21 protein-coding genes and 2 pseudogenes are annotated in these 23967 nt (G+C 44.6%); 13 read left to right on the forward strand and 10 right to left on the reverse strand.

The features are described from left to right. Nucleotides 1-80: 80 nt before the first annotated feature. Nucleotides 81-1241, forward strand: a pseudogene (locus QUB70_RS22955) (DUF4336 domain-containing protein); the annotation flags it as partial. A gap of 47 nt (nt 1242-1288) precedes the next feature. Further along, on the forward strand, nt 1289-1549 hold the full coding sequence (locus tag QUB70_RS22960; protein ID WP_332983639.1) for a hypothetical protein: 261 nt from the start codon (nt 1289-1291) through the stop codon (nt 1547-1549). Here QUB70_RS22960 and QUB70_RS22965 read toward each other — a convergent pair. The 3 genes from QUB70_RS22965 to QUB70_RS22975 form a co-directional block, all read right to left on the reverse strand. After that, nucleotides 1530-2171: a hypothetical protein gene (locus QUB70_RS22965; protein WP_332983640.1), complete on the reverse strand. Its 642-nt coding sequence runs from the start codon at nt 2169-2171 to the stop codon at nt 1530-1532. The genes QUB70_RS22960 and QUB70_RS22965 overlap by 20 nt on opposite strands. A gap of 13 nt (nt 2172-2184) precedes the next feature. Further along, a complete protein-coding gene (locus QUB70_RS22970) occupies nt 2185-3438 on the reverse strand; it encodes a DUF262 domain-containing protein (protein ID WP_332983641.1) in 1254 nt (417 codons plus the stop codon). 253 nt (nt 3439-3691) lie between these two features. After that, entirely contained in the window at nt 3692-5488 is a 1797-nt protein-coding gene (locus QUB70_RS22975) for a metallophosphoesterase family protein (RefSeq protein WP_332983642.1), read from the reverse strand. Nucleotides 5489-5798: 310 nt separating this feature from the next. On the opposite strand from QUB70_RS22975, the gene QUB70_RS22980 reads away from it, so the two are divergent. Then, complete coding sequence (locus tag QUB70_RS22980) at nt 5799-6776, forward strand: acetamidase/formamidase family protein (RefSeq protein WP_332983643.1); 978 nt, start codon at nt 5799-5801, stop codon at nt 6774-6776. Nucleotides 6777-6934: 158 nt separating this feature from the next. Next, the gene (locus QUB70_RS22985; protein ID WP_332983644.1) at nt 6935-7219 is read left to right on the forward strand and encodes a hypothetical protein; all 285 of its coding nucleotides are present in this window, start codon (nt 6935-6937) and stop codon (nt 7217-7219) included. 220 nt (nt 7220-7439) lie between these two features. On the opposite strand, the gene galT is transcribed toward QUB70_RS22985, so the two are convergent. The 3 genes from galT to QUB70_RS23000 all read right to left on the reverse strand — a co-directional run bounded on the left by galT (nt 7440) and on the right by QUB70_RS23000 (nt 11768). Beyond that, nucleotides 7440-8462 carry a galactose-1-phosphate uridylyltransferase gene (gene galT / locus QUB70_RS22990; protein WP_332983645.1) on the reverse strand — a complete coding sequence of 341 codons (1023 nt, stop codon included), beginning with the start codon at nt 8460-8462 and terminating at the stop codon, nt 7440-7442. A gap of 271 nt (nt 8463-8733) precedes the next feature. After that, nucleotides 8734-10212, reverse strand: a complete 1479-nt coding sequence (locus QUB70_RS22995; RefSeq protein ID WP_332983646.1) for a bifunctional orotidine-5'-phosphate decarboxylase/orotate phosphoribosyltransferase — start codon at nt 10210-10212, stop codon at nt 8734-8736. A gap of 122 nt (nt 10213-10334) precedes the next feature. Next, nucleotides 10335-11768: an RNA-guided endonuclease InsQ/TnpB family protein gene (locus QUB70_RS23000; protein WP_332983647.1), complete on the reverse strand. Its 1434-nt coding sequence runs from the start codon at nt 11766-11768 to the stop codon at nt 10335-10337. 331 nt (nt 11769-12099) lie between these two features. On the opposite strand from QUB70_RS23000, the gene QUB70_RS23005 reads away from it, so the two are divergent. The 3 genes and pseudogenes from QUB70_RS23005 (at nt 12100) to QUB70_RS23015 (ending at nt 13121) form a co-directional block, all read left to right on the forward strand. Continuing rightward, entirely contained in the window at nt 12100-12255 is a 156-nt protein-coding gene (locus QUB70_RS23005; RefSeq protein WP_332983648.1) for a pentapeptide repeat-containing protein, read from the forward strand. 6 nt (nt 12256-12261) lie between these two features. Beyond that, nucleotides 12262-12342: pseudogene (locus QUB70_RS23010) on the forward strand (hypothetical protein); the annotation flags it as partial. A gap of 68 nt (nt 12343-12410) precedes the next feature. Next, nucleotides 12411-13121, forward strand: coding sequence for a DUF547 domain-containing protein (locus QUB70_RS23015; protein WP_332983650.1), 711 nt, complete (start codon nt 12411-12413; stop codon nt 13119-13121). Nucleotides 13122-13176: 55 nt separating this feature from the next. Here the strand turns inward: QUB70_RS23015 and QUB70_RS23020 are convergent, their stop codons facing one another. Beyond that, on the reverse strand, nt 13177-13341 hold the full coding sequence (locus tag QUB70_RS23020; RefSeq protein WP_332983651.1) for a hypothetical protein: 165 nt from the start codon (nt 13339-13341) through the stop codon (nt 13177-13179). 253 nt (nt 13342-13594) lie between these two features. Between QUB70_RS23020 and QUB70_RS23025 the strand changes: the two genes are divergently transcribed. Together QUB70_RS23025 and QUB70_RS23030 are read left to right on the forward strand one after the other, a co-directional pair. After that, on the forward strand, nt 13595-13810 hold the full coding sequence (locus QUB70_RS23025) for a hypothetical protein (RefSeq protein WP_332943640.1): 216 nt from the start codon (nt 13595-13597) through the stop codon (nt 13808-13810). 420 nt (nt 13811-14230) lie between these two features. Beyond that, nucleotides 14231-14587 carry a hypothetical protein gene (locus tag QUB70_RS23030; protein WP_332983652.1) on the forward strand — a complete coding sequence of 119 codons (357 nt, stop codon included), beginning with the start codon at nt 14231-14233 and terminating at the stop codon, nt 14585-14587. Between the two features lie 871 nt (nt 14588-15458). Here the strand turns inward: QUB70_RS23030 and QUB70_RS23035 are convergent. After that, nucleotides 15459-16052, reverse strand: coding sequence for a Uma2 family endonuclease (locus QUB70_RS23035; RefSeq protein WP_332983653.1), 594 nt, complete (start codon nt 16050-16052; stop codon nt 15459-15461). 338 nt (nt 16053-16390) lie between these two features. On the opposite strand from QUB70_RS23035, the gene QUB70_RS23040 reads away from it, so the two are divergent. The 3 genes from QUB70_RS23040 to QUB70_RS23050 all read left to right on the forward strand — a co-directional run bounded on the left by QUB70_RS23040 (nt 16391) and on the right by QUB70_RS23050 (nt 20105). After that, nucleotides 16391-17794, forward strand: a complete 1404-nt coding sequence (locus QUB70_RS23040; RefSeq protein WP_332983654.1) for a DUF2157 domain-containing protein — start codon at nt 16391-16393, stop codon at nt 17792-17794. A gap of 94 nt (nt 17795-17888) precedes the next feature. Continuing rightward, complete coding sequence (locus QUB70_RS23045; protein WP_332983655.1) at nt 17889-18587, forward strand: GDYXXLXY domain-containing protein; 699 nt, start codon at nt 17889-17891, stop codon at nt 18585-18587. A 153-nt stretch (nt 18588-18740) separates the two neighbouring features. Continuing rightward, nucleotides 18741-20105, forward strand: a complete 1365-nt coding sequence (locus tag QUB70_RS23050) for a hypothetical protein (protein WP_332983656.1) — start codon at nt 18741-18743, stop codon at nt 20103-20105. A 344-nt stretch (nt 20106-20449) separates the two neighbouring features. On the opposite strand, the gene QUB70_RS23055 is transcribed toward QUB70_RS23050, so the two are convergent. Then, entirely contained in the window at nt 20450-20659 is a 210-nt protein-coding gene (locus QUB70_RS23055) for a hypothetical protein (protein ID WP_332983657.1), read from the reverse strand. Between the two features lie 917 nt (nt 20660-21576). Here QUB70_RS23055 and hemH point away from each other — a divergent pair. Beyond that, nucleotides 21577-22740 (forward strand): ferrochelatase, encoded by a 1164-nt coding sequence (gene hemH / locus QUB70_RS23060; protein WP_332983658.1) that lies wholly within the window; start codon nt 21577-21579, stop codon nt 22738-22740. Between the two features lie 412 nt (nt 22741-23152). Here the strand turns inward: hemH and QUB70_RS23065 are convergent, their stop codons facing one another. Beyond that, nucleotides 23153-23764 (reverse strand): DUF4126 domain-containing protein, encoded by a 612-nt coding sequence (locus QUB70_RS23065; protein WP_332983659.1) that lies wholly within the window; start codon nt 23762-23764, stop codon nt 23153-23155. Between the last annotated feature and the right edge of the window lie 203 nt (nt 23765-23967).

The following is a 23967-nucleotide window of genomic DNA, read 5'->3' on the forward strand; positions in this document are numbered from 1 at the left end:
TACCTAATTATCAACAAGGCATAAGAGCTATGAGGCTTATTCTATCAGCGTTATAGGCGACTTGTCGCCCCGACAGCCGTCGGGACTATTCTTGGCCCTTTTGGCCAGTCGTCCCCCTCTATCCCTACAGCAAGCGACGTACCATCCGCAAGGAAATAGTCAAGGACACAATCTGGACTTTTGACCAGCTACAAGGCATTTTCTACGTTGTCGTCCCGATTCGGATGACAGTAATTAAACTAGAACCCGAAGGCCTTCTCGTCTACGCCCCCGTGGCACCGACTCCTGAGTGCATCCGCTTGCTAAAGGAGTTAGTAGCAGAGCACGGCGAGGTTAAGTACATTTTGCTGACAACGGTTTCCGGCATCGAGCACAAAGTTTTTGTCGGCCCCTTTGCGAGGTGTTTTCCCGAAGCGCAGGTGTTTGTCACCCCGCAGCAGTGGAGTTTCCCGGTGAATTTGCCGCTGAGTTGGCTGGGTTTGCCGCCGAAACGCACGTCTGTACTTCCCTGCGACAGTAGCGAAACAACGCTTGGGGATCAATTTGATTGGGCAATTCTCGGCCCGATCGACCTCGGTTTGGGCTTCTTTGCGGAAGTTGCCTTATTTCACAGGCGATCGCGCACGCTGATGCTAACAGATTGCGTGGTTTCCATTCCCGAAAATCCGCCCGCGATCGTCCAATTCGACTCTTACCCGCTGCTATTTCACGCCAAAGACAGCGCCTCGGACACGGTGGCAGACACCCACGAAAATCGGCGCAAAGGGTGGCAGAGAATCGCCTTATTTGCCATGTATTTTACGCCTAGCGTGCTGGAAGTACCGCCGTGGTCGGAGGTATTTGCCAGCGCGCGCCAAGCGCCAGAACGCTCTAGAAAAGCTTATTTCGGGTTGTATCCGTTCAAGTGGAAAACAGATTGGGTGCGATCGTTTGAGGCTTTGCGGGGAGGAGGGCGGTTGTTTGTGGCGCCGATTTTGCAGACTTTGATTCTCAACCGCGCCCCGAGGGAAACTCTCGATTGGGTGGATAAAGTGGCGAGTTGGGACTTTGAAAAAATTGTACCTTGTCACTTCGATAGTGCGATCGACTCCCGGCCGCGTGAATTTCGCCAAGCATTCTCGTTTCTGGAAAAACACTCGCCTGTTAATTCTTTACCCGAAGACGATTTTAAATTGCTCAGGCAGATTGATGCGGTTTTGAATAAAACCGGTTTGGTTCCGCCTGCGAAAGAAAAGGTTTAATCTGAAATTTTTGACAAGTCTGAATAAGCTGTTTGAGCACAGGCAAGATGCCTGTGCCACTAAAAAATTCAGATATTGTGGAAGGGGCATCTTGCCCGTTTCAACACAGGCAAGATGCCTGTGCCACTAAAAAATTAGGTATTGTGGAACGGGCATCTTGCCCGTTCCGTTTCAACACAGGCAAGATGCCTGTGCCACTAAAAAATTCAGATATTGTGGAACGGGCATCTTGCCCGTTCCGGCTAGAAGACGCAAAGATTAAACCCTTGACAATTGCTAGAAGTTTGTTTATCTCGTTAAATGATTAATAAGCTCATCCACCCTCAAAAGTTCTTGAATAATTTGCTCTACCCTCCGCAGTTCATTTATAGGATTGATAACTCTAATAGTTTTCGGGGATGTCGCTGAAGTATGTACCGCAACACCTCTTTCTTCCCCAAACGTATTCATCGTACCTAGCCAAGCAGAATCTAAATCATCAGTATCTATCCCTCTTGGCAAAAGCAACGCCAGAAGATTAGCTTCTTTAATTCCATGATTTTGGTCAATTACTCGCTTAAAACTCTTAATAGCTAAATCTATTTTTTTGTTTATTTTTAATTTTTCCTCCTTAACTTTTGTACTTCCCTTGGTTGGATTAAGTGTATCTGGCGGTACTTCCATCATTTGACCCGAAAAGGCAAGCAAGCAGATTAAAGTACGGCAAGTCTTACCCTGACTGTCCCAATTCTGTTTAGCATTAAGGGTGACTTCCCAAACTCTGTCCTCAAAATAAGCCTCAATTTCGGCATGAACGAAAACTCTGTAAGTAAGAGTTAAGGCTAACTGCCGATCTGAATATAAACCTGTAGGGCTAACTTTAGGAATAAATTGTTTTCTTAATCTATTTAACTCCTTGACTAGAGTCCGAAATCTAACTGATTTTGACATACCTATGAATAACTTACCTCAACCTCAAACCGTTAAATATAATACGGTTATCTACGAGTTCAGGTACATTAAACTCTACATCCAAAACCTTTAACAAAGCTTTGCCCCACAGTGAGAGACGAGTATGAGTTTCGCGAATGCTAGTTGTGCTTTTCTCAACAGCTTCTCTGAATTGGCTATGAGATGATGAACATAACTCTTTAAAAGCATTTGCCACTCCCGCCGGATTCTTTTCAGCAGCTTCTCTAATAACTGGATCTGAAAAATAAAAAACCATGACATCTAAAATGGCTCGATTAAACTTGCTGCGGTAAGTATTAGAACTACCCAACCACACACGAAATATATTTTCTTCTCCAAATATTGTAGTAGTTGTTTGCACTGCCTTTTCAAATTGGCTAACTGTATATTCTATCTCCATTTTTCGATATTTCCAATCCTGGTTTAGTTCTTTGCAAGTCATATCCAGGAACACTTTAAGATTACCGCGATACTCGGATAAGAAATGATGAAATCCTACATATCGCAGCAATAATTCCACATCGCGCATCCGAGGATCGGGATTTTTGGATTTTAGTATTTTTCTTAAAGCCGGATTTTCAATTGATTCGTCGTCTAAAAAATTGATAAAATCACCTGGATGTAATGCCTGTCTTAGTTCTTGTGGAGATAGCGGAGTATTTTCAACATTCAAACGTAGAAAAATTTTGTAGAGTAAACTTTCGGTCTTCCAATTCCGAATCAATGTAGTACGAAGAGTTTGATTATCGAGTGCATCAAGTACAGAACTATGAAGAATATCGTTTTTTAAATCCTCATGCGTACAACCATTGAGTTCGGGCATAAATTCTAAGTTTTTTAAAGCAAAACTATCGTTAGTAGTTTCGCTCATACCGTAAAATTGCAGAATCGTCAGCAAGCGTTGTTTGCCATCAAGGACTACAAATTTTCCGCGTCTTTTGTCGGGAGAAGCTAAAACTATTTCTGGAATAGGAAACCCTAGAAAAATTGATTCAATAAACCTACTTTTACGAGTTATGTCCCAGGCGTCTCGTCTTTGAAATCTTGGATTTAGTTGAATATTGTCACGAACAAGTTGATCCAGTATGGTGGCTGTTGTCCAGTCATTTCCAGCTACAAGAATTTCGGATATCTCGTCTAAAACTGATTTGGAATTTCCATTATATTCAAGCTCATAATCTAGAGCTTCATCTTCCTCATCGAAGCTTACTGCTTCTTGTTTTTCTAAGAGGTTTAGTTCAGGCATGACCGCGCTCTAATGGGTGAGTTGAATCTGGATAGACTATGTATTACCTAAGTATAGCAGAAGTCAGAATGCTTATGTTGACTCTCTACCGAGAGCGAGAGTATTTTCTCCCTAAATTATCAGTCTCGGAACTTCCATAACCTATTGAAATATTGTCGATTGGTGCGTCGCTGTAATATCTTACATCTTTATTGGGGGAGGTCAATAGCGACGCACCCTACGAATACTTGGTAACTTAAGCAACTGCCCAATCTCACGAATTTTTCAATTTAAACTCATCAAACTTCACCACTTCCGACTCCGGTTTCCGCGTATCAAAATAGTAGCTGCTAACCGTACCATCCCCCGTATCAAAAATAGTAAAAGCCGTAATATCGTTGCTATCAATATACGGCAGCGGCCGCCCGTCTTCTGCCAACAAAGGCGCAACAGTCGGCACCACAGGTTCCAATCCGTTCGGGTCTCTAATCGCGCTGTAATCTTCCCGATATCCCGGCGGCACAAATCGGCGCTTTTCCCCCGCAAAAGCACCGTAACTGTTGCCCACATTAGAAGTCTCCAAAAAGTGCATTCCGCTGGAACTTACAAACCGATTCCACAAGTGCGAATGTCCGTAAAATACCAACTGCACCCCCGCTGTTTCTAGTAGCGGCACTACATCCCGAATCAGATAATCTTGCTGTTTCGGATACTCGTAACGCACCATTTTAATCTCGCCATCGAGAGCGCGATCGACTATTTGCACTGGATCGGTATAAGCAGGTACAATATTGTCACCCAGAGAATGCGGCGGGTGGTGAAACATCACAATTTTATATTTTGCCTGCTGGAATTCCGCACTCTTTAACTCTTGTTGCAGCCAAGTATATTGAGCGCTGCCCTTGACAATCGGCTCAAAAATATGCTGTCCGTATCCCCATTTTTCGGGATTATTAAAATCTTCGTCCCGTTCGCGATACCTGCCTCTGGCACCCGAATCTAAATTCGGAGTCCGCCAGATATTTGTAACATACAAAGTAACTAACCGCACGTCCCCAAAAGTCACAGCATAGTAATTTTTGCCTCCCGGCAAATTGAAAACTTCCTCATAGGTATCGCTATTAAAACTATTGTTTTTTTGCCATATTTCCCGTACCGAAGAGTCATTATTAGTATTCAAAGATGCAGCACGTTTAGCGTATATTTTTTCGGCAGCGGCGCGGGGAAAAGGATCATTAAATTGGTCATCTAGTTTGCTGTTGTTTGCAAAGCGACCCATGATTTCGTGATTGCCAATGGCGGGAAATAAAGGCGCGTGTTGGATCAGTTCGCCGCCGCTGTAAACGGTTTTGATGCCGTTTTTGTCGAGTTCGGAAAATGCGCGACCTTGCAGAGAGGGAAAGAAGGCGCGGCCTCGGTAGTCGTCGAACCATTCAGAAGCGCGATCGGGTATATTAATTAAATCCCCTGCCATAAAAACCGCGTCAACTCTGCCAATTGTTTCGGCTACTTTCTGGAGATTGGCCGCTGTCATCGGCATCAATTGATGGTCGGAAGTGAGGAGAATTTTGAGCGCCATTCCTGCTGCTGGTGTCGGAGAAAGAGTGAAAACTTTGCTGCTGACAGATGCGCCATCTTTCCGTTCGCTGGTGACTCGATAAGGAATGCGAACACCGGTCATTAAATTGGGGACTTCTGCTTCGTGGCGCCAGATGTCGCGGACAATTGGATTACTGTCAATTATGCTTTGTTTGATTTCATCGGAGATGCGCGAGTCTTTGTCTTCGCGAGTGCGGCTTAGCTTGGTAGTATTTGCAGCCGCAATTAGACTCAAATTTTCGCCGTAAGCAACAGTGTTGCGAGTACCGGCAAACTCGGTAAACCAGACAACTCGCACCGAGTTTGCTGTTGGGACTTGCAGAAACGGATCGGTTAAAAGCTGAGGTTTGTTAAGGTAAGATTGCATCATAAAACCTAGCAGTAGGACAATCAAAATCAAAACAGCAAAAAACCAGGGATTGCGGGGCAAATCTCTAGAATTGTCTAATTGATCGGGCAATGGTGTCAACATAAGTCATTAGTCATTAGTCGTTAGTCATTAGTCATTAGTCATTAGTAGGCAGAAAAAAAGCCATCGATTTTAGATTCTCGACTCGAAATTTTAAACTACCAAAGTTATCAAAAAGTTAAGAAATTAGTAAAATATCTCACATCTAACAAACTTCAACCATTTTTTCACATCTTCCCATCTCTCCATTCTCTTTCTCTGCGCCCTCTGCGCCCTCTGCGGTTCATAAAAAAAATCTCAAAAATGCTTGAGACTTGCGATATAACATTCTTAACACCCTTCCTTCAATCTAAAATCTAAAATCTAAAATCCCATGACTCGCCACCTTCTCAAGGCTAACTGCAAAACCGTACACTTGGGCGGTTTTTCTCCGAATATCGAACCTGCTTTAAGGGTAGATTCGGGCGATCGCATCGACATCGAAACCTATTCAGGATATTATGTTGCTGACAAAGCCCCGCCCGAATTTCTCACCCCTGAATTTTTAGATATTTGTCAGAATTTGCCTCCCAACCGCAAAGTTGGCCCCGGGCCCCACTTGCTGACAGGCCCGATTTATGTTAACAATGCCGAACCGGGAGACGTTTTAGAAATTTACATAGAGGATGTTTACCCGAGTTTACCAGTAGGATTTAATGCAATTCGCGCCGGATGGGGAGCCTTGCCTGAGTATTTCCCAGAACCTAAATTGCGGTTTATTCCGCTAGATTTAGAGCAAAAAATTGCAGAATTTCCCCCTGATAGCGGCATTCGGATTCCCCTGCATCCTTTTTTTGGAATTATCGGCGTTGCCAATGCAGAAATCAACCGTTCTTCTATTCCTCCTGGGCGTTACGGCGGCAATATGGACAATCAGGAACTCCAACCAGGAACGCGGTTATTTTTACCTGTTTTTCTGCGCGGCGGTTTACTGTCCGTCGGCGACGGACATTCGGCACAAGGAGACGGTGAAGTTGACGGTACTGCCATTGAAACTTCGATGAACGGCACTATTCAAATCATATTACGCAAGGATTTATTTCTGATATTTCCGTTTGCTGAAACGCCCAGTCATATTGTGATTATGGGATTTGGTAGAACATTAGATGAAGCGTTTGAGATGGCGGTCAAACAGACGGTTTATTGGCTGCAAAACTTTGCAGGTTTCAAAGAAGAAGAGGCTTATGTTTTGTGTTCCCTATCGGTAAATTTTCGGATTACGCAGGCTGTCAACAATCCCCAAAAAGGAGTTCACGGAATGGTGCCCAAGTGTATTTTGCCGGAGGTGAAAATTATTGGCCACCGAGTTTGAGGTAGCATGATAACACGCGATCGACCAAAAAATTAAGATCGCGATCGCAAAAACTACACAAATTTGTCACTGCGGTGGGTCGATCGCGATCGCCCTCCTGTTGAAAATTAAGCTTAAGATAAGATAAGTTACAAATTCTACTTAATATCGACCTCAACATGAAAAACCAGACTGACGATGTTGCCAAAAAAGATTTAGTCGATCGAGCTTTTGGAAGTGCAGCAATACCCGATCCGACAGCGTGGGTGCAGGAACATTATTTTCTGGCTAATTTCGCAGCTACTCTCGCCTACCTCCAAGAACATTTGTCTGATGACAGTTGCGACATCGGCGAGAATGGCGACTCGGGCGAGGGTATATTATCGATCGATACTAAAATTAGAGATATTTTGAGAGCTACTTTTAGCGACGACTGCTGGCTTTATGTCGAAAGTTTATTGTGAGTTTGGTAAAATCCATAAGTATTTATAGATTAATAACTTTAGATCGTAAATCATATTTGTTTCAAAAAAGAATGCAACTTTAGGCCCGCGATCCAAACCCTGAGATTGTCTTTCATTCCCAATTCTTTAATCTAAAATCGTTCTCCTCTACCTCACGCCGCAGTCTAAAATCTAAAATCTAAAATCTAAAATCGACTGACGTATTGTGATGCAGGATACTTTAGATCCGCCGGGAATTACTGTCGCTAGGAATTTCGATCGATCGCAAAAACCCCGCACTTTCTTCGGGCAAAGCAGTATTGATAAACATCCCGCTGCCCAACTCAAACCCAGCTTGCTTGGTGACTCTGGGAATAATTGCGATATACCAGTGAAAGTATTTTGTCCCCTGTTCCGCTGTCGGCACTGAGCGGATAGTATAGTTGTAATCGGGATTGTTCAATCCGTAATAAAGCTTAGCCAGTACAGTTTTCAAAGTATCAGCAAGATCCGTAATTTCCGCATCGGTAATGTCATCAAACGAAGAAGAATGCCGGCGCGGAAAAATCCAGATATGAAACGGCGAAAGTGCAGCATAAGGGATAAAAACTACAAAATGTTCGCTCTCGAAAATCACTCTTTCACCCGCCGCTAACTCATCTTCCAAAGTGCGGCAAAACAGACATTCTCCCGTGTCGTCAAAATAGCGAACTGCTGCATCAATGCGGCTGCGAAATAGGCTGGGTACAACTGGCGTAGCTGCTATCTGCGAGTGGGGATGTTCGAGAGAAGTTCCGGCACTCTCCCCGTGATTTTTGAAGATAATAATTGTTTCAATATGAGGATATTTTCTGATTTCTACATAGCGTTGGCGGTATACTAAAAGTATGTCCGTTACTTCTTCAACGCTCAACAAAGCTGTCGTCAAATCGTGTCGCGGGTGTTCGACAATTACTTCGTGAACGCCGATTCCCGCCATCGTGCGGTGAATTCCCGACGATATTCTCATCCATTCTGCTGTCGGGGAGAGGGCGGGATATTTGTTGCCAATGGCCCTGACTTTCCAGCCGGTGCGATCGCCCAAACGGCAAGTTTCTAAGGTTCCGTCTTCCTCATTTCCCACGCAAAACGGGCAATCGGCACGGTGCGGCGGCAATGGTGCGATCGACTTTTTGGGATTGGTAAATTTGTCAGGTCTTTTTGCGCGATCGGTGGCGATGATTACCCAATCTCGGGTAATTAGATTTTGTCTAAGTTCTGACATTTTCTTACCTTTTGTTTTAGGGTCAAACTGTATCTTATTTTAGATACACAATTTGTGCTTTGTCATCGCTTTTTTGTGAATTCTTAATAAAAATTGATTTATTTGTGAGTTGAAAATTCTAAAATCATGGCGAAGAGAATTCGCTTCTAAGTAGACCTCTTGCAAAAATAACTAGGACGGGCTCTGGGGCCCATCCCACAATTTTTTTTTCTTGTGGAATGGGCCCCAGAGCCCGTTCCAGAATTTGATTAAAAGGATTTTTGCAAGAGGTCTAATGTTCCGCTGTCAAAAGATTGAATTGCTCGGTATCAATGCGATTTGCTCGATACAAAATCTCAGCTATTTCCGAAAGCGCTAACACAGAATGGGCGCGATAACCGTTAGCCTGCAATTTATCTTTAACTCCCTGTTCGTGGTCGATCAGTACCACGATATCTTCCACATTTAACCCAGCAGATTTTAACTTTCCCGCGCCTTCCATCACGCTTTTGCCGCTGATCAAAATATCATCGACTACGACAATCGTTTCTCCTGCCTGAAAATGCCCCTCAATTAACTTACCTGCACCGTAAGTTTTCACCTCCTTGCGCGGGAAAATCATCGGGCGTTCCATCCGCAAAGCTAAACCAGTTGCTGTGGGTAAAGAACCGTAGGGAATTCCCGCGATGCGATCGAATTTTAAATCCTTGAGAATGTCTGCATAAGCGCTGACAATTTGATGAAAAATCTGCGGAATAGAAATTATTTTCCGCAAGTCGATGTAATATGGAAATACGGCTCCCGATGCTTGTACGTGGTCGCCAAAAACTACGCAGCCGATGTCATAAAGTTGCAAGATTAAATCGTGGTGAGGTTCCGGTTGTAAAAAGCAAACATCGGGCAGCCACAATTCGCAAGTGGGACTACCTGCGATCGCCCGCAGCCTCTGTTGATTAATACTATCCCGCAATTTCTCAATTTCTCGGCGCGGCTCTTTCCCCGCTAATAAACTTGGGGGGACTGGCAGCAATAAATCTTCACCATTCTTGCTTAAACCGGCCGCCAGCAGTTCTGCGAGGTCGTTTTCTTCTGTCAGGTCATTTTCTTCGGCGATGTCTCCTTCGACTAAAATTAGGCGTTCAGGAGCCGCTTGGCGGATGCGCGCCAACATATCCGGCATTACTCCTACTTCTAAACCGACTTTTTCGGGAGTTCCCCAAGTTTGAGAAAGCCGGACTAATTGCAAGTACAAAGGGTTTTGGGGTGTCGGGTATTCTTGCACAGCCTCGGCTGAGGGGTTGGCGGTGGCACAGAGTACAAAAACAGTTTTTCCGGCGTATAACAAAAAAGGCGCTACTTGGTCGAATCCGGCATAGGGACTTAAGGTAATAGCGTCAACTTGCCAGTCTTGAAATACAATTTTGGCAAACACTGTGCTGGTATTTAAATCGCAGTGTTTTGCATCTAAAATTACTGGCAGGTGAGGGGGAATAATTGTTAATATTTCTTGCAGCAATTCCGAACCGGGAATACCGAGAGATTGGTAAAAACCGAGGGTGATTTTGCAGGCACTGATTAAATCTGCTGTTTGGTCGATCGCACTTTTTAGCTTTGACAACAAATCAGTTACAAAAGTTTGAGTTTCCTCCCCAGTCATGGAAACCAGCGGGGGCAAGGTTTCCGGGTCGGGGTCGAGGGCTAAATACAGCAAACTTTGATTGGTTTCAACAGCCGCTAACAGTTTATCGAAAAAGTTGGTTCGATCCGTCATAGTGTGTTAGGGAGGTAAGGGGAAATTAAAAAATTGCCGATCGAAGTGGGATTGGTGTTGTGCCGGAAGAAACCGATCCCCGTTGAAATTGAAATTAAGAATCTTGTGAACGAACCTGACGGTCAACTGAGTACAGTTAGACCGCAGGCTTCTTTTTCCTTTTTTTCAAAGGCTTTTTTGAGTGACGGAGTTCCCCCGCCACTTTCGTAATTCAGTCCAATCTTTTTTATAAGCTTGGCTGAATTTTCATCACGATCCACAGATTCACCACACTGACAAGAATGCCACCGCTCCGACAATTCTTTCGGTACTTTATTGAGGCAATTCCAACAATGCTGAGAAGTCCCCTTGGGGTCGATAAATAAAATACTCTTACCTAGTTTCCAAGCAATATACTTAAGAACATTAGCGAATTGACCGTGAGCAGCATCAAGCATTGATTTGTTCAATCCACTTTTGGCGGCTTGACCATTTGGCAAGTAGATCAAATTCCCATCATCAATGGCGGTCTTGATTTTAGCACGCTTGGTCAAATTCTTAATGCTCAAATCTTCAACGATCAAAACATCACACTTATCAAAAAGTTCATGCGCTGTTTTGAATTGAAAATCCAATCTTGCCCTGGCTACAAATTGATGGAGTTTGGAAATCTTGCTCTTGATAATTTGCCAAGGTTTAGAATTCTTGACTCTATTAGCCAGCTTCGATTGAAGTCTTGCTAACTTCTCAGCAGATTTCCTCAAAAATCTGGGGTTTTCGATTCTTTCGCCAGTGGAAAGATAGGCATAATTAGTAATTCCTAAATCAAGACCAAGACTGTTTTCTTCGGTCGGTTGAATTTCTGCAACCATTACTGGAACTGTTTTGTCTTCTAGCGTCAAGGAAATATGCCACCCATCTGCTTCTCTGATAACCGTTCCCGTCTTAACCTTAAAACCTGCTGGTATTGAGCGATGGAACACCATCGGTACTTGACCTATTTTTGCAAGGTCAATACAAATTCTATTTTGCTCATCCTTGATAACATTGAGATTGTCTAATTGAGGATAAGTAAAAGATTTGTAGTAGTGGCAACCTTTGAACTTAGGTTTACCTCTACGATTACCATTTTTGTCCGGTGTTGTAAAATTCGAGAAAGAAGTTTCGACTCGATTAACCACATCCTGCAAAACCTGAGAATCTAAGCTTTTGTAATCATAAAATAGTTTCTTAGTGTTTTTCAAGTCAGCTAGCTGTATCGTTTGCCATTGAACGTACCCGCCTTCAATATTTGAGAAAACATCACCCTTTTTGGTCAGAGGATTACCCAATTCATCCTTTTTTCTGCCATCCCTAGTTTGTATTCTCGTCAAGGGAATATTTTGGTAAATCTCCTCAACAGGGACTATAGATGCAGTCAAAGGACAAGCGTTAATAGGAGTTCTCGTAGACTCCCACCACCTATATCTTTCGCTTAGTCGATAATTGTATTGTCTACGACAGAGTTCTAGATGTTTTTCGATGGTTACTAACTGAGCTTTTGTGGCTTTGAGGCGGTATTTATACGTTAATTTCATCAGAAAGTTCCTTCTTTTTCGATCTTGTTATAGTATAGTTGACTTGTACACAAAACACAACACTAATTTAATACAATTATCGGGCTTTGTCCGCGACGACCGACGCGCCTTTCATCCCTACTGTGATTTATTTGGGGTACTTCGCTGTGCTCAGATTTATCCCCTCTAAATACACAGAGGGACTTCCCGGCTGATAGTTAACATTGTAGAATGTAAAGAGCAGGAAATCTGTAACTTTGGGAGCAGTTTCATGGGTAATGATTTTCGGGTTGGCTACACGGGTGATTGCACCTAAGCCGCAGCAAGTCAATTAGTTGGGGTAAACTAACCAGTGTCCGGGCGGGGATTTTATCGGCATTCCCTGCGGCAGGCGAGTTTAGCAAATGCGGATTTGCCAGGGGCAGATTTGAGAGAAGCAAATTTTAGAGAAGCTAATTTATCCGGGGCAAATTTGAGCGGGGCTGCTGTGTGGCAAGCTAATTTATAAGGCGCTAATTTGACTCAAGTTAATTTAATCCAGAGCCCGTTTGACGGGGCTAATCTAAAAAATGCTACCGTTGCAGGTGTTATTTAGGTTGACGGTAGTATTAAATAGAAGCATAAGTTAAAGCCATGCCCGCCTTATCATATGGATAGTAATAAATGATCGCTAAGATCGACTTTTCGACTTGGGACGAGTTGCTGCAACGCTACGTTGACGATTTTGGTCGCGTCAATTATCAACGCTGGAAAGCTGAGGGGGCGGAGGTTTTGAGGGCGTGGCTGGAAAGTTTGGCTGATGTGGATTTGGCGGATTTTACTGATGCGGATGCGCGGCTGGCGTTGTGGCTGAATGCGTACAATGCGATCGCAATTTCTCAAGTTCTGGAAGTATATCCGATCGCGTCCATCCGTCCCAAAGTTTTGGGAATTCCCAACTGGCTGAGTTTTTTGGATTTTTTCACTCGTTCAAATTCGATTATTGGCGGCAAAAAGTACAGTCTCAATCAAATCGAACACGCTATTTTGCGGCCGGAATTTGCGGAACCGCGCATCCATTTTGCATTAGTTTGCGCTTCTGTCGGGTGCCCGCTGCTGCGCCGGGGGGCTTATTTTGCGGAGTCGGTGCGAACTCAACTAGAAGCGGATGCCAGCCGTTTTATTCACAATCCTGATAAGGTGCGATATGATGCCGAGAAAAAGACGCTTTATTTGAGCAAGATTTTTAAGTGGTACGGGGAGGATTTTGTAAAGGCGGCGGGTTCGGTGGCTGAGTATGTGGGCGGTTATTTGGGGCCGGAGGTGGCTGTGGGTGATGGATGGGCGAGCGTTTTTTTGCCTTACGACTGGAATTTGAATCGGGTTGATGGATAAAATTTGCGCCTATGGGTAGGTGTTTTATTGAGGGGGTAATTTTTTTAGTCTGTCGTTACCCCTTCAAATTGCCAGATTCAACAGGGCGATCGGATGACTCCGAGGCGATCGGATGACTTGGAGGGAACAGGGCGATCGACTCGCTGGCACTGGCACGGCTGGCAAAATGTAGCCATCTAGCGGGGTTTAGAGGGTTTTGGGGTGATTGGATGGCTGGCACTGGCACGGTGGCTTAAATTGCACCACAGGCACGGTTGCACAGTCGCAACAGTTGGAGCGGTCGGAGCGGTGGCAGTGTCGATCGGACTGTTGGAGCGGTGGCACGGTCTAGCGGTAAGGTGGCGGTCGGAGAGGTTGATACAGGTCTTTATGTAAAGAGTTGATATTTAAGTATTTTCTCGCTTGACATTGAATTTAAAAAGGTTGAATATGCAATAAGGACTTGTAATTCCTTTCTTTTGGAGAAATGATAAATGTCTAATCATAAAGATAACTCTGAAGATAAAGCAGAGGCAATTGGATATGTAGCTGGTGGTGCTGTGGCTGGAGCTGGTGTAGCTGGTGCAGTAGGTGGGATGGGTTTAGCAGTTGGCGGAACGGCTGTTGCAATTGGTGCAGCACCCGTTGTTGCTGCTGGTGCTGTTGTCGGTTTAGCAGCATACGGACTCAAGAAATTGTTTTTCAATTAAACGAAATTTTATTTTTCAATTTATGGGGTAAGTTATGTTGCTTGCCCTTTTTTAATGATTATTTTGATGAAGCTATGGCGGTTAAAAGTTATAGATGGAGAAATACCAACCTAGACGGGGTGTTGTATGGTTTTGGGTGATTGCACATTAAGGACGGCTGGCAGTGTCAGAATCGCACCACAGGCACGGCTGCACAGTAACTGTTTTGTGTTGGAGTGTGTTGAAGGTGGCTATTTGCTGAAAGCTAAATCCATAGTTGATTAAGGGATAGTAAGGTTCCAGGCGTATTTTGAGGATTTGAGGGGGAAGCTCCAATATGCTAGTATTTATAAGCTTACAAAATTTTCTTTAATTTCATAAAAAATGAGTGAAATACAGAACGTACTAGCAAGAGAGTTGTTGCGTAGAGCTAGGGATTTCATGCAACAAGAAGAATATTCAGAAGTAATTGCCTATGCTACGGCTGCCTTAGAAGTCATGTTTAACTACATTAAACAAAATGGTGTACGGAGTTCAGCGGATTTAAATGACATAAATATTTGTTATTACTTAGGAATTAATATAGAGTCATATGTCCGCTACAGAAAAAGGGTTGGATATTATTCCCCAAACGCATCAGGTCGAGAAATTCATAAAGTATCAGGTCTGTTTTTTCAGCGGATCAAAGATGAATTTGATAAGAAAGATGCAGAAGCTTCATTGGACTACTGTACCAAAATTATAATAAACATTGAAAAAACTTTAGAACGGTTCAATAAACCTTTCAGCGAGGAATAATCAACGAGCTGACCCCCAATGCGAACTTTCTGGTTTTTGCTTTGAGAGCTAAATTGTTGGAACTGATTTGGTTGCCAAGATACTTGATGCACTATTGGCTAAAAATAAAGCCCCACTTCTAACCGCTATAGAGTTTAATAAAAGCCAAAGATATTGAGTATCCTGACTTAGCAGCAGTGCTTCCACGTTCTAGGCTGAAAGATTTGAGTTTCTTGACTTAGGGGCAAAGGTTACAAGCTTTAGGCGGGGAAATGTGGTTTCCCCGCCTAGCTTTGTTTGAGGCTCTAAATCAGAAAATATACGTTTCCTGATGTGGTTTCAATAGTTACAGGCTCTAGGCGGGGAAATACCCCAAATTCTCTCATAGAGCCTTGAACGGATTCAATTTGCAATCAACCTAAATCCCTATCAGGGATTGAAACATGGCCTCAATCAACTGGAGGGTGGAGATTTTCACTAATCGGTAGGTGGTTAGTTGACATACTCACCGACCTGAAGGTGCGGTGATTCCTAAGCCTCACAACTTAGGTTTCTGCTTCTTAGCAACTGCCTCTACCCACAAGGAGATTTGGCCTTACGTTCGCTCCACAGACTAACCCCGCAAGCCCTGCGGTTTTATGTGTCGAATACCAACAAAAATCTTTGTTGTTTGATTTTAGGGGTGGACTGCCCATTGCCCTGTCCTCTTTTCCCGGTCTACCGATTTTTCTTCCCCGTTGCAGTCATTGCAAGCTTTGGTGTTAGGGTTTATGTCTCCATCGTCGCGGGTGGGTCATTGACCAATTATATTTTAACACAAAGCCGTCCTAAAAGGACGGGGTTTCTACCCAATTTTTTGATGAATGCTAACCAATTAGCTATCGATCCGCCCTTAAACCTCTCCACTCAAAATCTGTTGAACCGTCAAACTTAACTGTGGAAACATCGGAGATACGATCGCCTCCCCATCCCGAAACACCCCAACCTCAACATATTGCCCATCCTGAAGCCGCAAAACCGTCACCACTTGTTCAATTGGATCGATAACCCAATACTCTGCAATGCCCCGCGCTGCGTACTGAGCTCGTTTGCGCTGGTAATCCCGATCCCTGCCCAGTCTACCCGGACTGACTACCTCCACAACAAACCGAGGAGGCAACATATCGAAAGTGATAGTTAGCCTGGTTGCTGTCAGCGGAATGTGTTCAGGTTCCAGAATTATCAAATCGGGGTAGCGGTTGGCCGCATCTCCCGATCGCAAAACGGCAACTTGAACCTCGCAATTATGCGTTTTAATCAGTCTAAGTGGCACTAGCCCGCTGCTAGCCAGATAGAAAAATAGATAGTTAGCAATGAAATTATTAGGTTCAGATTCTGGCGGCAAAGCCATTAACTCGCCATCAATTAACTCATAGCGTCGATCCGTCTCATTTGAGTAATTAAGGTACTCATCAAAAGTTAATTTTTTAGATTGAGCTTGTACCATAAAGTTACATTCCTTAATTTATTCGTCCCTTTCTGCTGAGAGTTTGTTTATATAGAAGCAGTTTGAACCGCCAAAGGATCTAAATCAAATCTGCTGTGCTAGTTCAGCAGGTGTCCCAGCCTCCATCGACAATCGCCCCACAAGTGACATATTAAAAACTATCACAGTTCAAATCAAATACGGTTCAGTTAAAACTGTTTATTCCTCGGAGATCCCCCTAAATCCCCCTTAAGAAGGGGGACTTTGAGTAAGTTCTTGTCCCCCCCTTCTTAAGGGGGGCTAGGGGGGATCGGGCTTAACTGAACCGTATTGAGTTCAAATCCTCTGGAATATAAACAATGATTTCAGATAAATTTCGGCGCGAGTTGCGAGAACAAGCCAAACTCTGGCAAGCAGAAGGACTCATCGACACTTCATTCTACCAACAACTTTCGGAACGCTACCAATTCAACACACTCGAAACCGCCTCCCGCAACCGATTCCTCAGCATTCTGATGAGTCTCGGCGGCATTCTCCTCGGTATAGGAGTCATCACCTTTGTCGCCGCAAACTGGCAAGTTTGGTCGCGCGAAGTGAGAGTTGCGCTGCTGCTAAGTCTTTTCGTAGCAGTCAATGCAGCGGGTTTCTATCTGTGGCGAATTCCCCCATCCCGAAGCCAAAGCTCAAATCAAAATATTTTGCCCGCAACCAAAGGGCGAAACAAACTCCTAGGTGAAGGATTGTTGCTGTTAGGTGCTCTGATTTTAGGAGCAAATATGGCATTGATGGCGCAAATGTTCCACATAGGCGGTTCTCCCTACGGACTTTTCCTTGCTTGGGGAATCGGCGTGCTCGGAATGGCTTACAGTTTGCGGTTGACTTCCTTGGGCGTTTTGTCGGCACTTTTAATCGGTTTGGGCTATTGGCTTGCCGTGTTAGATTGGTCTTCCAAAGTCGAGTTTTCTTGGCTGGAAGTTTTGGTGCGGCAAATGCCGATCGCAGCCAGTATAATGTTTGTGCCGCTGGCTTATTGGTGTCGGTCGCGTGCTATTTTTGCCATAGGTGCGATCGCGATAATTTTTTCCCTACAAGTTTCTATCGTCCAAGGGTTAAATCAAACCTGGGGTACAGCAATTTTTTGCGCTTTGCCGCCCGCTTTGCTGTGGGGATACGACGATGCAATCTGGCCGAAGGTACACAGCAGGCTGTTTCAACCTACCGCCCGCAGTTTAGCACTGCTGTTTCTCGCCGCTTTGTTTTATGTTCTTTCTTTCTACGGGCTTTGGCAAGATTCGCCGAATCCTGCGTCAACTGAGCCCGATCGGGTTTTGTTAGCAAATGTGGCTGTTTTGGGTGCTTTAGCGGTGTTTGAGTGGCTGCATTTGGGACGTTCTGAGTTCCGCCGTCCGAAACAAAAAGGAGGGGATTTTACGGCAGGTGCGATCGGCATTTTCATCCTCGCCAGCGCCTTAATACCGCTTTTTCACCTCAGTTTTACTCCCATTCCTCAAGTAGCAACTTTTCTGTTCAATGTTTTATCATTTCTGCTCGCTGTCGGCTTAATCCGAGAAGGTTTAGCATTAGGAAACCGCCAGACTTTTTGGGGCGGCATGGTATTAATTACCCTGCAAATTATCAGCCGAGTCTTTGAATATAACACAGAATTGTTGCTCAAATCTTTTGTATTTGTTTTGTGCGGAATTGGTGTTATTGCTGCTGGTTTGTGGTTCGAGCGCCACTTTGCCACAATCAAAGATGAATAGAAAGAGAAGTTCGGCAACGGATTATTTAACGGATGTAACGGATTGAAGGAATAAATGACCCATGCCCCATGCCCCATGCCCTATGCCCAGTAATATGAACAAAAACAACATCGACCTATTAGTTAAAAATCCCGATCCAACAAATCTGTTTCAGCTTCCTCCGGAAGCAAAACGCCTTCCAGCGTGGCGGCTGTGGGTTCCTTTGCTCCTGCAAATCGGACTAATTGCCGCAGTACCAGCGACGGCAGTTTACACTTTTATTACTGGCAAAACAGTTGTCCTGCAAACAGCACCAGTAGACCCTTACGACTTTTTGCGCGGATATTACCAAGTTTTGAGCTATGATATTTCCGATCGCACCAATCTAGAAAAACTCCCCGGCTGGAAAGATTTACCTGGCGACAAAACACCTTGTCCGCCCGGAATTGTTTGTCCGCAAAATCAGCACAATGTCAAGCCAGAAACCAGTTTATATGTAATTTTAGAAGCGCCAAAAGCCGCGACTAATCCCGGCCGCCCCCAAGCTTGGAAACCCGTCCGCGTCAGTCTCAAAAATCCCGCTAATTTGCCCGTCAACCAAATCGCAATTAAAGGCAAATATAACAGTTGGCGAATGGAATACGGCTTAGAAACTTATTATATGCCAGAGGATGAAAGGGAAAAAGTCAATCAGGAGATTAGCGAAGCTCAAAGGAACCAGCGACAATCTTTTTTGGTAGAAGTAAAGGTTGACAAAACAGGCCATGCTGTGCCTGTGAGTTTGTGGGTGCGCGATCGCAATTATCGATTTTAGCTGATATCTCGCACCATTGTCAGCAACAGGCTGTCCGGCCTGTTCCACAAAATATAAATTTTCTTGTGGAACAGGCATCTTGCCTGTTCCTAAACAATTAATTGAGAATGGTGCAACATATGAGTTTTAGCCAAAAAGGGCAAAAGGACGCGCGTGCGTAGCTATCCCGTAGGGAATCCGGCTTTTTGGTCTAGCTTTGAGTATTTTAGCTTAGGGAGGGTGCGGAGGTTGGGCGATACCCTACCGCAACGGGCCCGCAGGCGCGATCGGGATAGCTTCGCTCGCGCGGAAATTTCAATTGCCGACAACCTAGGAGAATCTATTAAGATATATAAGACTTGTGCTAATCTTGCCATTTCAAGGGTGCAAGTCATGACTCTACTGGAGCTTCTCATGTTAGCCGAGCTAATCTCAGCCAGACGCATACTCAAGACCAAACTCCTCGACTTTTTAGGACTTCCCGAAAATTGCCAAGACAAAACCGATCGCCTCGTCAACCGAATTGTATCCCTGCTGGAAGCAAATCCAGCCGAACAAGAAAGATTTTGGGAGACATTCAAAAGTGAATTAGCCGTCGATCCTGCTGAATTAGAAACAATACTCAAGTGTTCGCCAGCCGAACGCCAGCAGTGGATTGAACAAGACAAACTCCCTATTTTAGAATACCGCTCCTTCCGCAAATCCGGAATCCATTTAGAATATCCCGTTCACGACAGAAGATTCATCTTAAGTCTAACGCCAACCGATATTAATAATTGGCGCAAAGAACCCAAAGGGCTGATTAAAAATAATCACCAAATACCCACCCCAATCAATACAGAAAAGCCTGAAGAAAACGAACAATCGCGAGTAGCTTTTAGTTCCGAGTGGGAAAAAATCATTGCCGACTGGAAAGAACAAGGTTCGGCAGAAATTTCAGCAACCTTCCAGCTAGCATACTGGACAGTTTGGGCGTCGCGCTGGGCCAAAGAAAATCAGCTCAACAGCTTTAAAGCAGTTAATAAATATAAGGAAATCTACGAAACTACCCAGCAGGAATGGTACCAGCGAAAAAATCAAGCAGTCAAGTTACTGATTGAAATGCCCTACGCCATGCTTTACTTCTACCGTCCGGCGGATGCTGACAAATTATATCTCGAACTGTGCGACGACCACCAGGAAATGATGAAAGATGGCTACTATTGGGATAAGTGGGATTTTTTCTATCAGAACCGCAAATTGGTAAATAAGTGCCGCGAATGCGTTTACTCCGAAACCAAAGATTATTACTCGCTTTACTACCTGGAAATCAAGAGCGACAAGTTTCCCGATTTTAGCTTTTCTTTCCACACGCCGTACACAATTGGCAGAAAATTTTTGCCGCATCCAGAAACGCTGCCTTATGTAGACCACGTAGAACAAGACGGCATTTTTCGCTTTGGCCGCCCGCTGCTGGAACAGGAGAAAGTTATTCACACAGAAAAGGATGTATTGCTAAAGTTTGATGCGGCTTTGGCCGAAGCGAAAAAGTTTTTTTAGTTATGAGTCATCAGTCATTAGTTATTAGTCATTAGTCATTAGTCATTAGTTGACAAGTATAGTAAGATGCGCGCCCCGACCTCAGAAACCGGGTTTCTGGCAAGATTTATCGTTACTTAACCCAAAATTCGTAGAAACCCGGTTTCTTACCCGCGCGCGCCGAACTCAGAAACCGGGTTTCTTCCGAGATTAATCGTCACTCAGCCCAAAATTCGTAGAAACCCGGTTTCTTACCCGCGCACTCACTAATAACAACTGTCAACTGTCAACTGTCAACTGTCAACTGACTTTTGAACTTGGATTACTTGAATGCTGCCGTCAGCATAAAGTTTTGGTTGTTGAGTTCATTCGGAATTGTATGCTTGAAATCCCACCTCTGCCAACAAACTTTCCAAGTCAGTTTCGATCGACTTCCATGCAGTTTCAGTCTCAAACAACCACAAAAAAACAGCCAACCCTGCCCAAAAAACCGGATTTGTGAGATGAAAATCTACCAAAATGAATAGACCACCGTACTTGAGCGCGCGGTATACTTCCTGAAAGATTTGTCGCAATTGCGCCCGATCACATGAAGTGCATCGCAACGCTGCTGTGTACTCCTGTCAAACTGACATTCGGGAAAAGCTTCTAAATAATAATTGGCTGATGGCACATTTTTCCTTGCCCCTTGCAGAGATAATGGCGCAGCGTCAAGTCCTGTGACATCCTGGAAATATTGCACCAGAAATTGCGTAGTTTGACCGCTGGGGCAGCAAAGGTCTAAAACTTTAGTTTCCGCGCTCACTCACAATAAAATTTTGCAACGCTCTCTGGCCCAAACGAGCCTCTGGACCTACGCTCACTCGCGGGCCAGAGGCGCGATCGCATCTTACAGCCACTGATACCGATAACTTAAATCTCTAAAAATTGTTGCCACAGTCAAAATTATGTATACCTTGCTATCGACTTAAGATATTATCAAAAAACTGGGTTTAAAACCCCGTCCTTATAGGACGGCTTTCTATTGGATAAACGTGAAATGTTTGACAAAACAATCCTAAGTCAGGTTAGAATTAAGTTGCCAAGGTGAAACTCCTTTGCCATCGTGAAACAGTTAAGACACACTTTCAGGCATAAATTTAGGGGCAAAGAGCAGCGAAAACTCTTAAAACAGCTAGGGATTTAAAAATAACATCCCAATATCCAGAGAACGAAACACTTTGTTGACGGTTCAAGTAAGGCGGGGCACGCCTGAACTCTAGGTTCGTATCCTAGTACGCTTGGGGAGATAGACCCTCTGGGGTTCACTAAGTTAAGCTCGTCAATTGGTGGTATACCACGGTTGAAAGGTTTAAGCATTGCCGTAAGGATAGTGAATAGTAAGGTCAGTCGTTGAGCCAAGAATCCTCGCGCCTGATAGTCGAGGAGTGTCAATAAGTAATATGATAAAGATAAATAACAGAACTGAGACGATGGGAGAGCTGTAACCGCTATGGGTCGTGTGGGAGTATTGCTATTAAACTTGGGCGGGCCAGATCAAATCGAGGATGTCCGCCCTTTCCTGTTCAACTTGTTTGCTGACCCGGAAATCATTCGCATTCCGTTTCCGTGGATGCAAAAACCCCTCGCCTGGTTGATTTCGACCCTGCGCTTTCAGAAATCTCAGGAAAACTACCGCCAAATCGGGGGCGGCTCTCCTTTGCGGCGGATTACCGAAGAACAAGCCGCTTCGCTGCAAGAACTCTTGCAAAAAAAGGGACAGGATGCTCGGGTTTACGTGGGGATGCGCTACTGGCATCCTTTTACCGAAGAGGCGATCGCCAAAATTAAGCGCGATCGTATCGAACACTTGACAATCTTGCCGCTGTATCCTCAATTTTCCATCAGCACCAGCGGTTCTAGCTTCCGGCAGCTAGAAGAAATGTGGGGCAAAGATCCCGCTCTCAAGGATATCGAATATACCGCGATTCCTTCTTGGTATAAGCGGCCAGGCTACATTCAGGCAATGTCGGAATTGATTGCCCAAGAGCTAGATCGCAATCCAAATCCCGATCGAGTTCACATCTTTTTCAGCGCCCACGGCGTCCCCCTCAGCTATGTAGAAGAGGCTGGAGACCCCTATCAGCGCGAGATTGAAGATTGCACTCGTCTGATTGTGGAACATTTGAACCGATCGAACGAACACACTCTAGCTTATCAAAGTCGGGTTGGCCCGGTGGAATGGCTCAAGCCTTACACCGAAGACGCCATTACCGAATTGGCAGAAAATGGAGTGCAAGATTTGTTGGTAGTTCCGATTAGTTTCGTTTCCGAGCACATCGAGACTCTGCAAGAAATTGACATGGAGTATCGAGAATTAGCAGAAGAATCGGGGATTGAAAATTTCTACCGAGTGCCCGCCCTGAATACTAATCCGGTGTTTATTGAGGCTTTGGCCGATTTAGTCATTGAGTCGATCGAATCTCCCAGCGTAAAATTCTCTGATGTTATACGCCCTTCCAAGATAGTGAAAATGTACCCTCAAGAGCAGTGGGAGTGGGGCTTGACTACGGGGGCGGAAGTCTGGAACGGTCGTGTGGCGATGATTGGTTTTGTGGCACTATTGCTGGAGTTAATTACGGGTCAGGGCCCGCTACACTCGATCGGATTGCTTTAAATTGACAGTTGACAGTTGGCAGTTGGCAGTTGACAGTTGACTGTTGGCAGTTGACTGTTGGCAGTTGACAGTTGTTACAATAGACCTCTTGCAAAAATAGCTGGGACGGGCAAGATGCCCATCCCACAAAAAGTTTTTTCTCTTGTGGGATGGGCATCTTGCCCGTCCGAAAATTTGCTTAAAATGACTTTTGCAAGAAGTCTAATTGACTAATGATATCAAATCGGTTGGTATCGGAATTATTCATCTCTCTCTTGTGGAGACTCAGCGCTCTCTGCGCCCTCTGCGGTTAAATCATTCCGAAACAACCGTAAACGATATGACTAATCACCAATAACTAATAACTAATAACTAATAACTAATACCCGATGCCCGATACCCGATGCCCGATGTCCGATGCCCAATAATTAAATTAATCTGGATCGCGCTTGCGGTGGCGGGGATTTCCCTTGTCGCCCGGTATTCCCTGACTTCTGTACCAGCGGTACCACTCTTTAGAACTGCGAATTGCCAGCCACAGCAGCATCATAGCAACTAACCCTCCCTGCCGCGGGGCGTCAAAGGCAAACAAAACCAAGGAAATGCACAGAACATCTTGGAGGAAAATCACCCAAATCGGCAAACCCCGCAGCCGGTAAAGCCATCCTGCTTGTACCAGTTGCAGCACTAAAGCCAACAAACCTCCGACAATACCAATAATCCACAGCATCCAAGGGTGAGCAATAATTTCGTCGATCGAACTTACCTGAGCGATCGCAATTCCCATAATTGCTCCTACAATGGGACTGAAAATAATTTGCACAATTTGGAGCACCCGCTGTCCCACAAAAGTTTTAGAAGCAAATAATTCTAACAGCGACCAACTCACCAAGATGGCGATCGCCACTGGGGGGTGAACCCCCGACAATAGAGGTATTTCCGACCAAAGTTTGTCAATCCGCAACAAACCAATTAACAGCAGGGGCAGGGCAATTCTCATACCCCCTGCCGCAGACGCAGAGAGTGCGGCTAGGAGTCCAACCATAATAATAATTCAGTTTCTAACGTCAGCTAAAGCCTCGATCTATTTCAGAATTTAATTCCCCTGGTGGCTGGCTGTGATTTGAGCGATCAAACTCAAAGTGCGGCTTGAGCTTAAATATCACCTTCTATTGTAAGTGTATCTGCTTAATCCTGCTTGGCACTGCGATATTGTCGATCGGCACAAAGTAGTTTGCGGACAGTTGA

Origin of the sequence: Microcoleus sp. A003_D6, from assembly GCF_036702825.1 — a bacterium.
In the GTDB taxonomy this organism is placed as follows: domain Bacteria; phylum Cyanobacteriota; class Cyanobacteriia; order Cyanobacteriales; family Microcoleaceae; genus Microcoleus.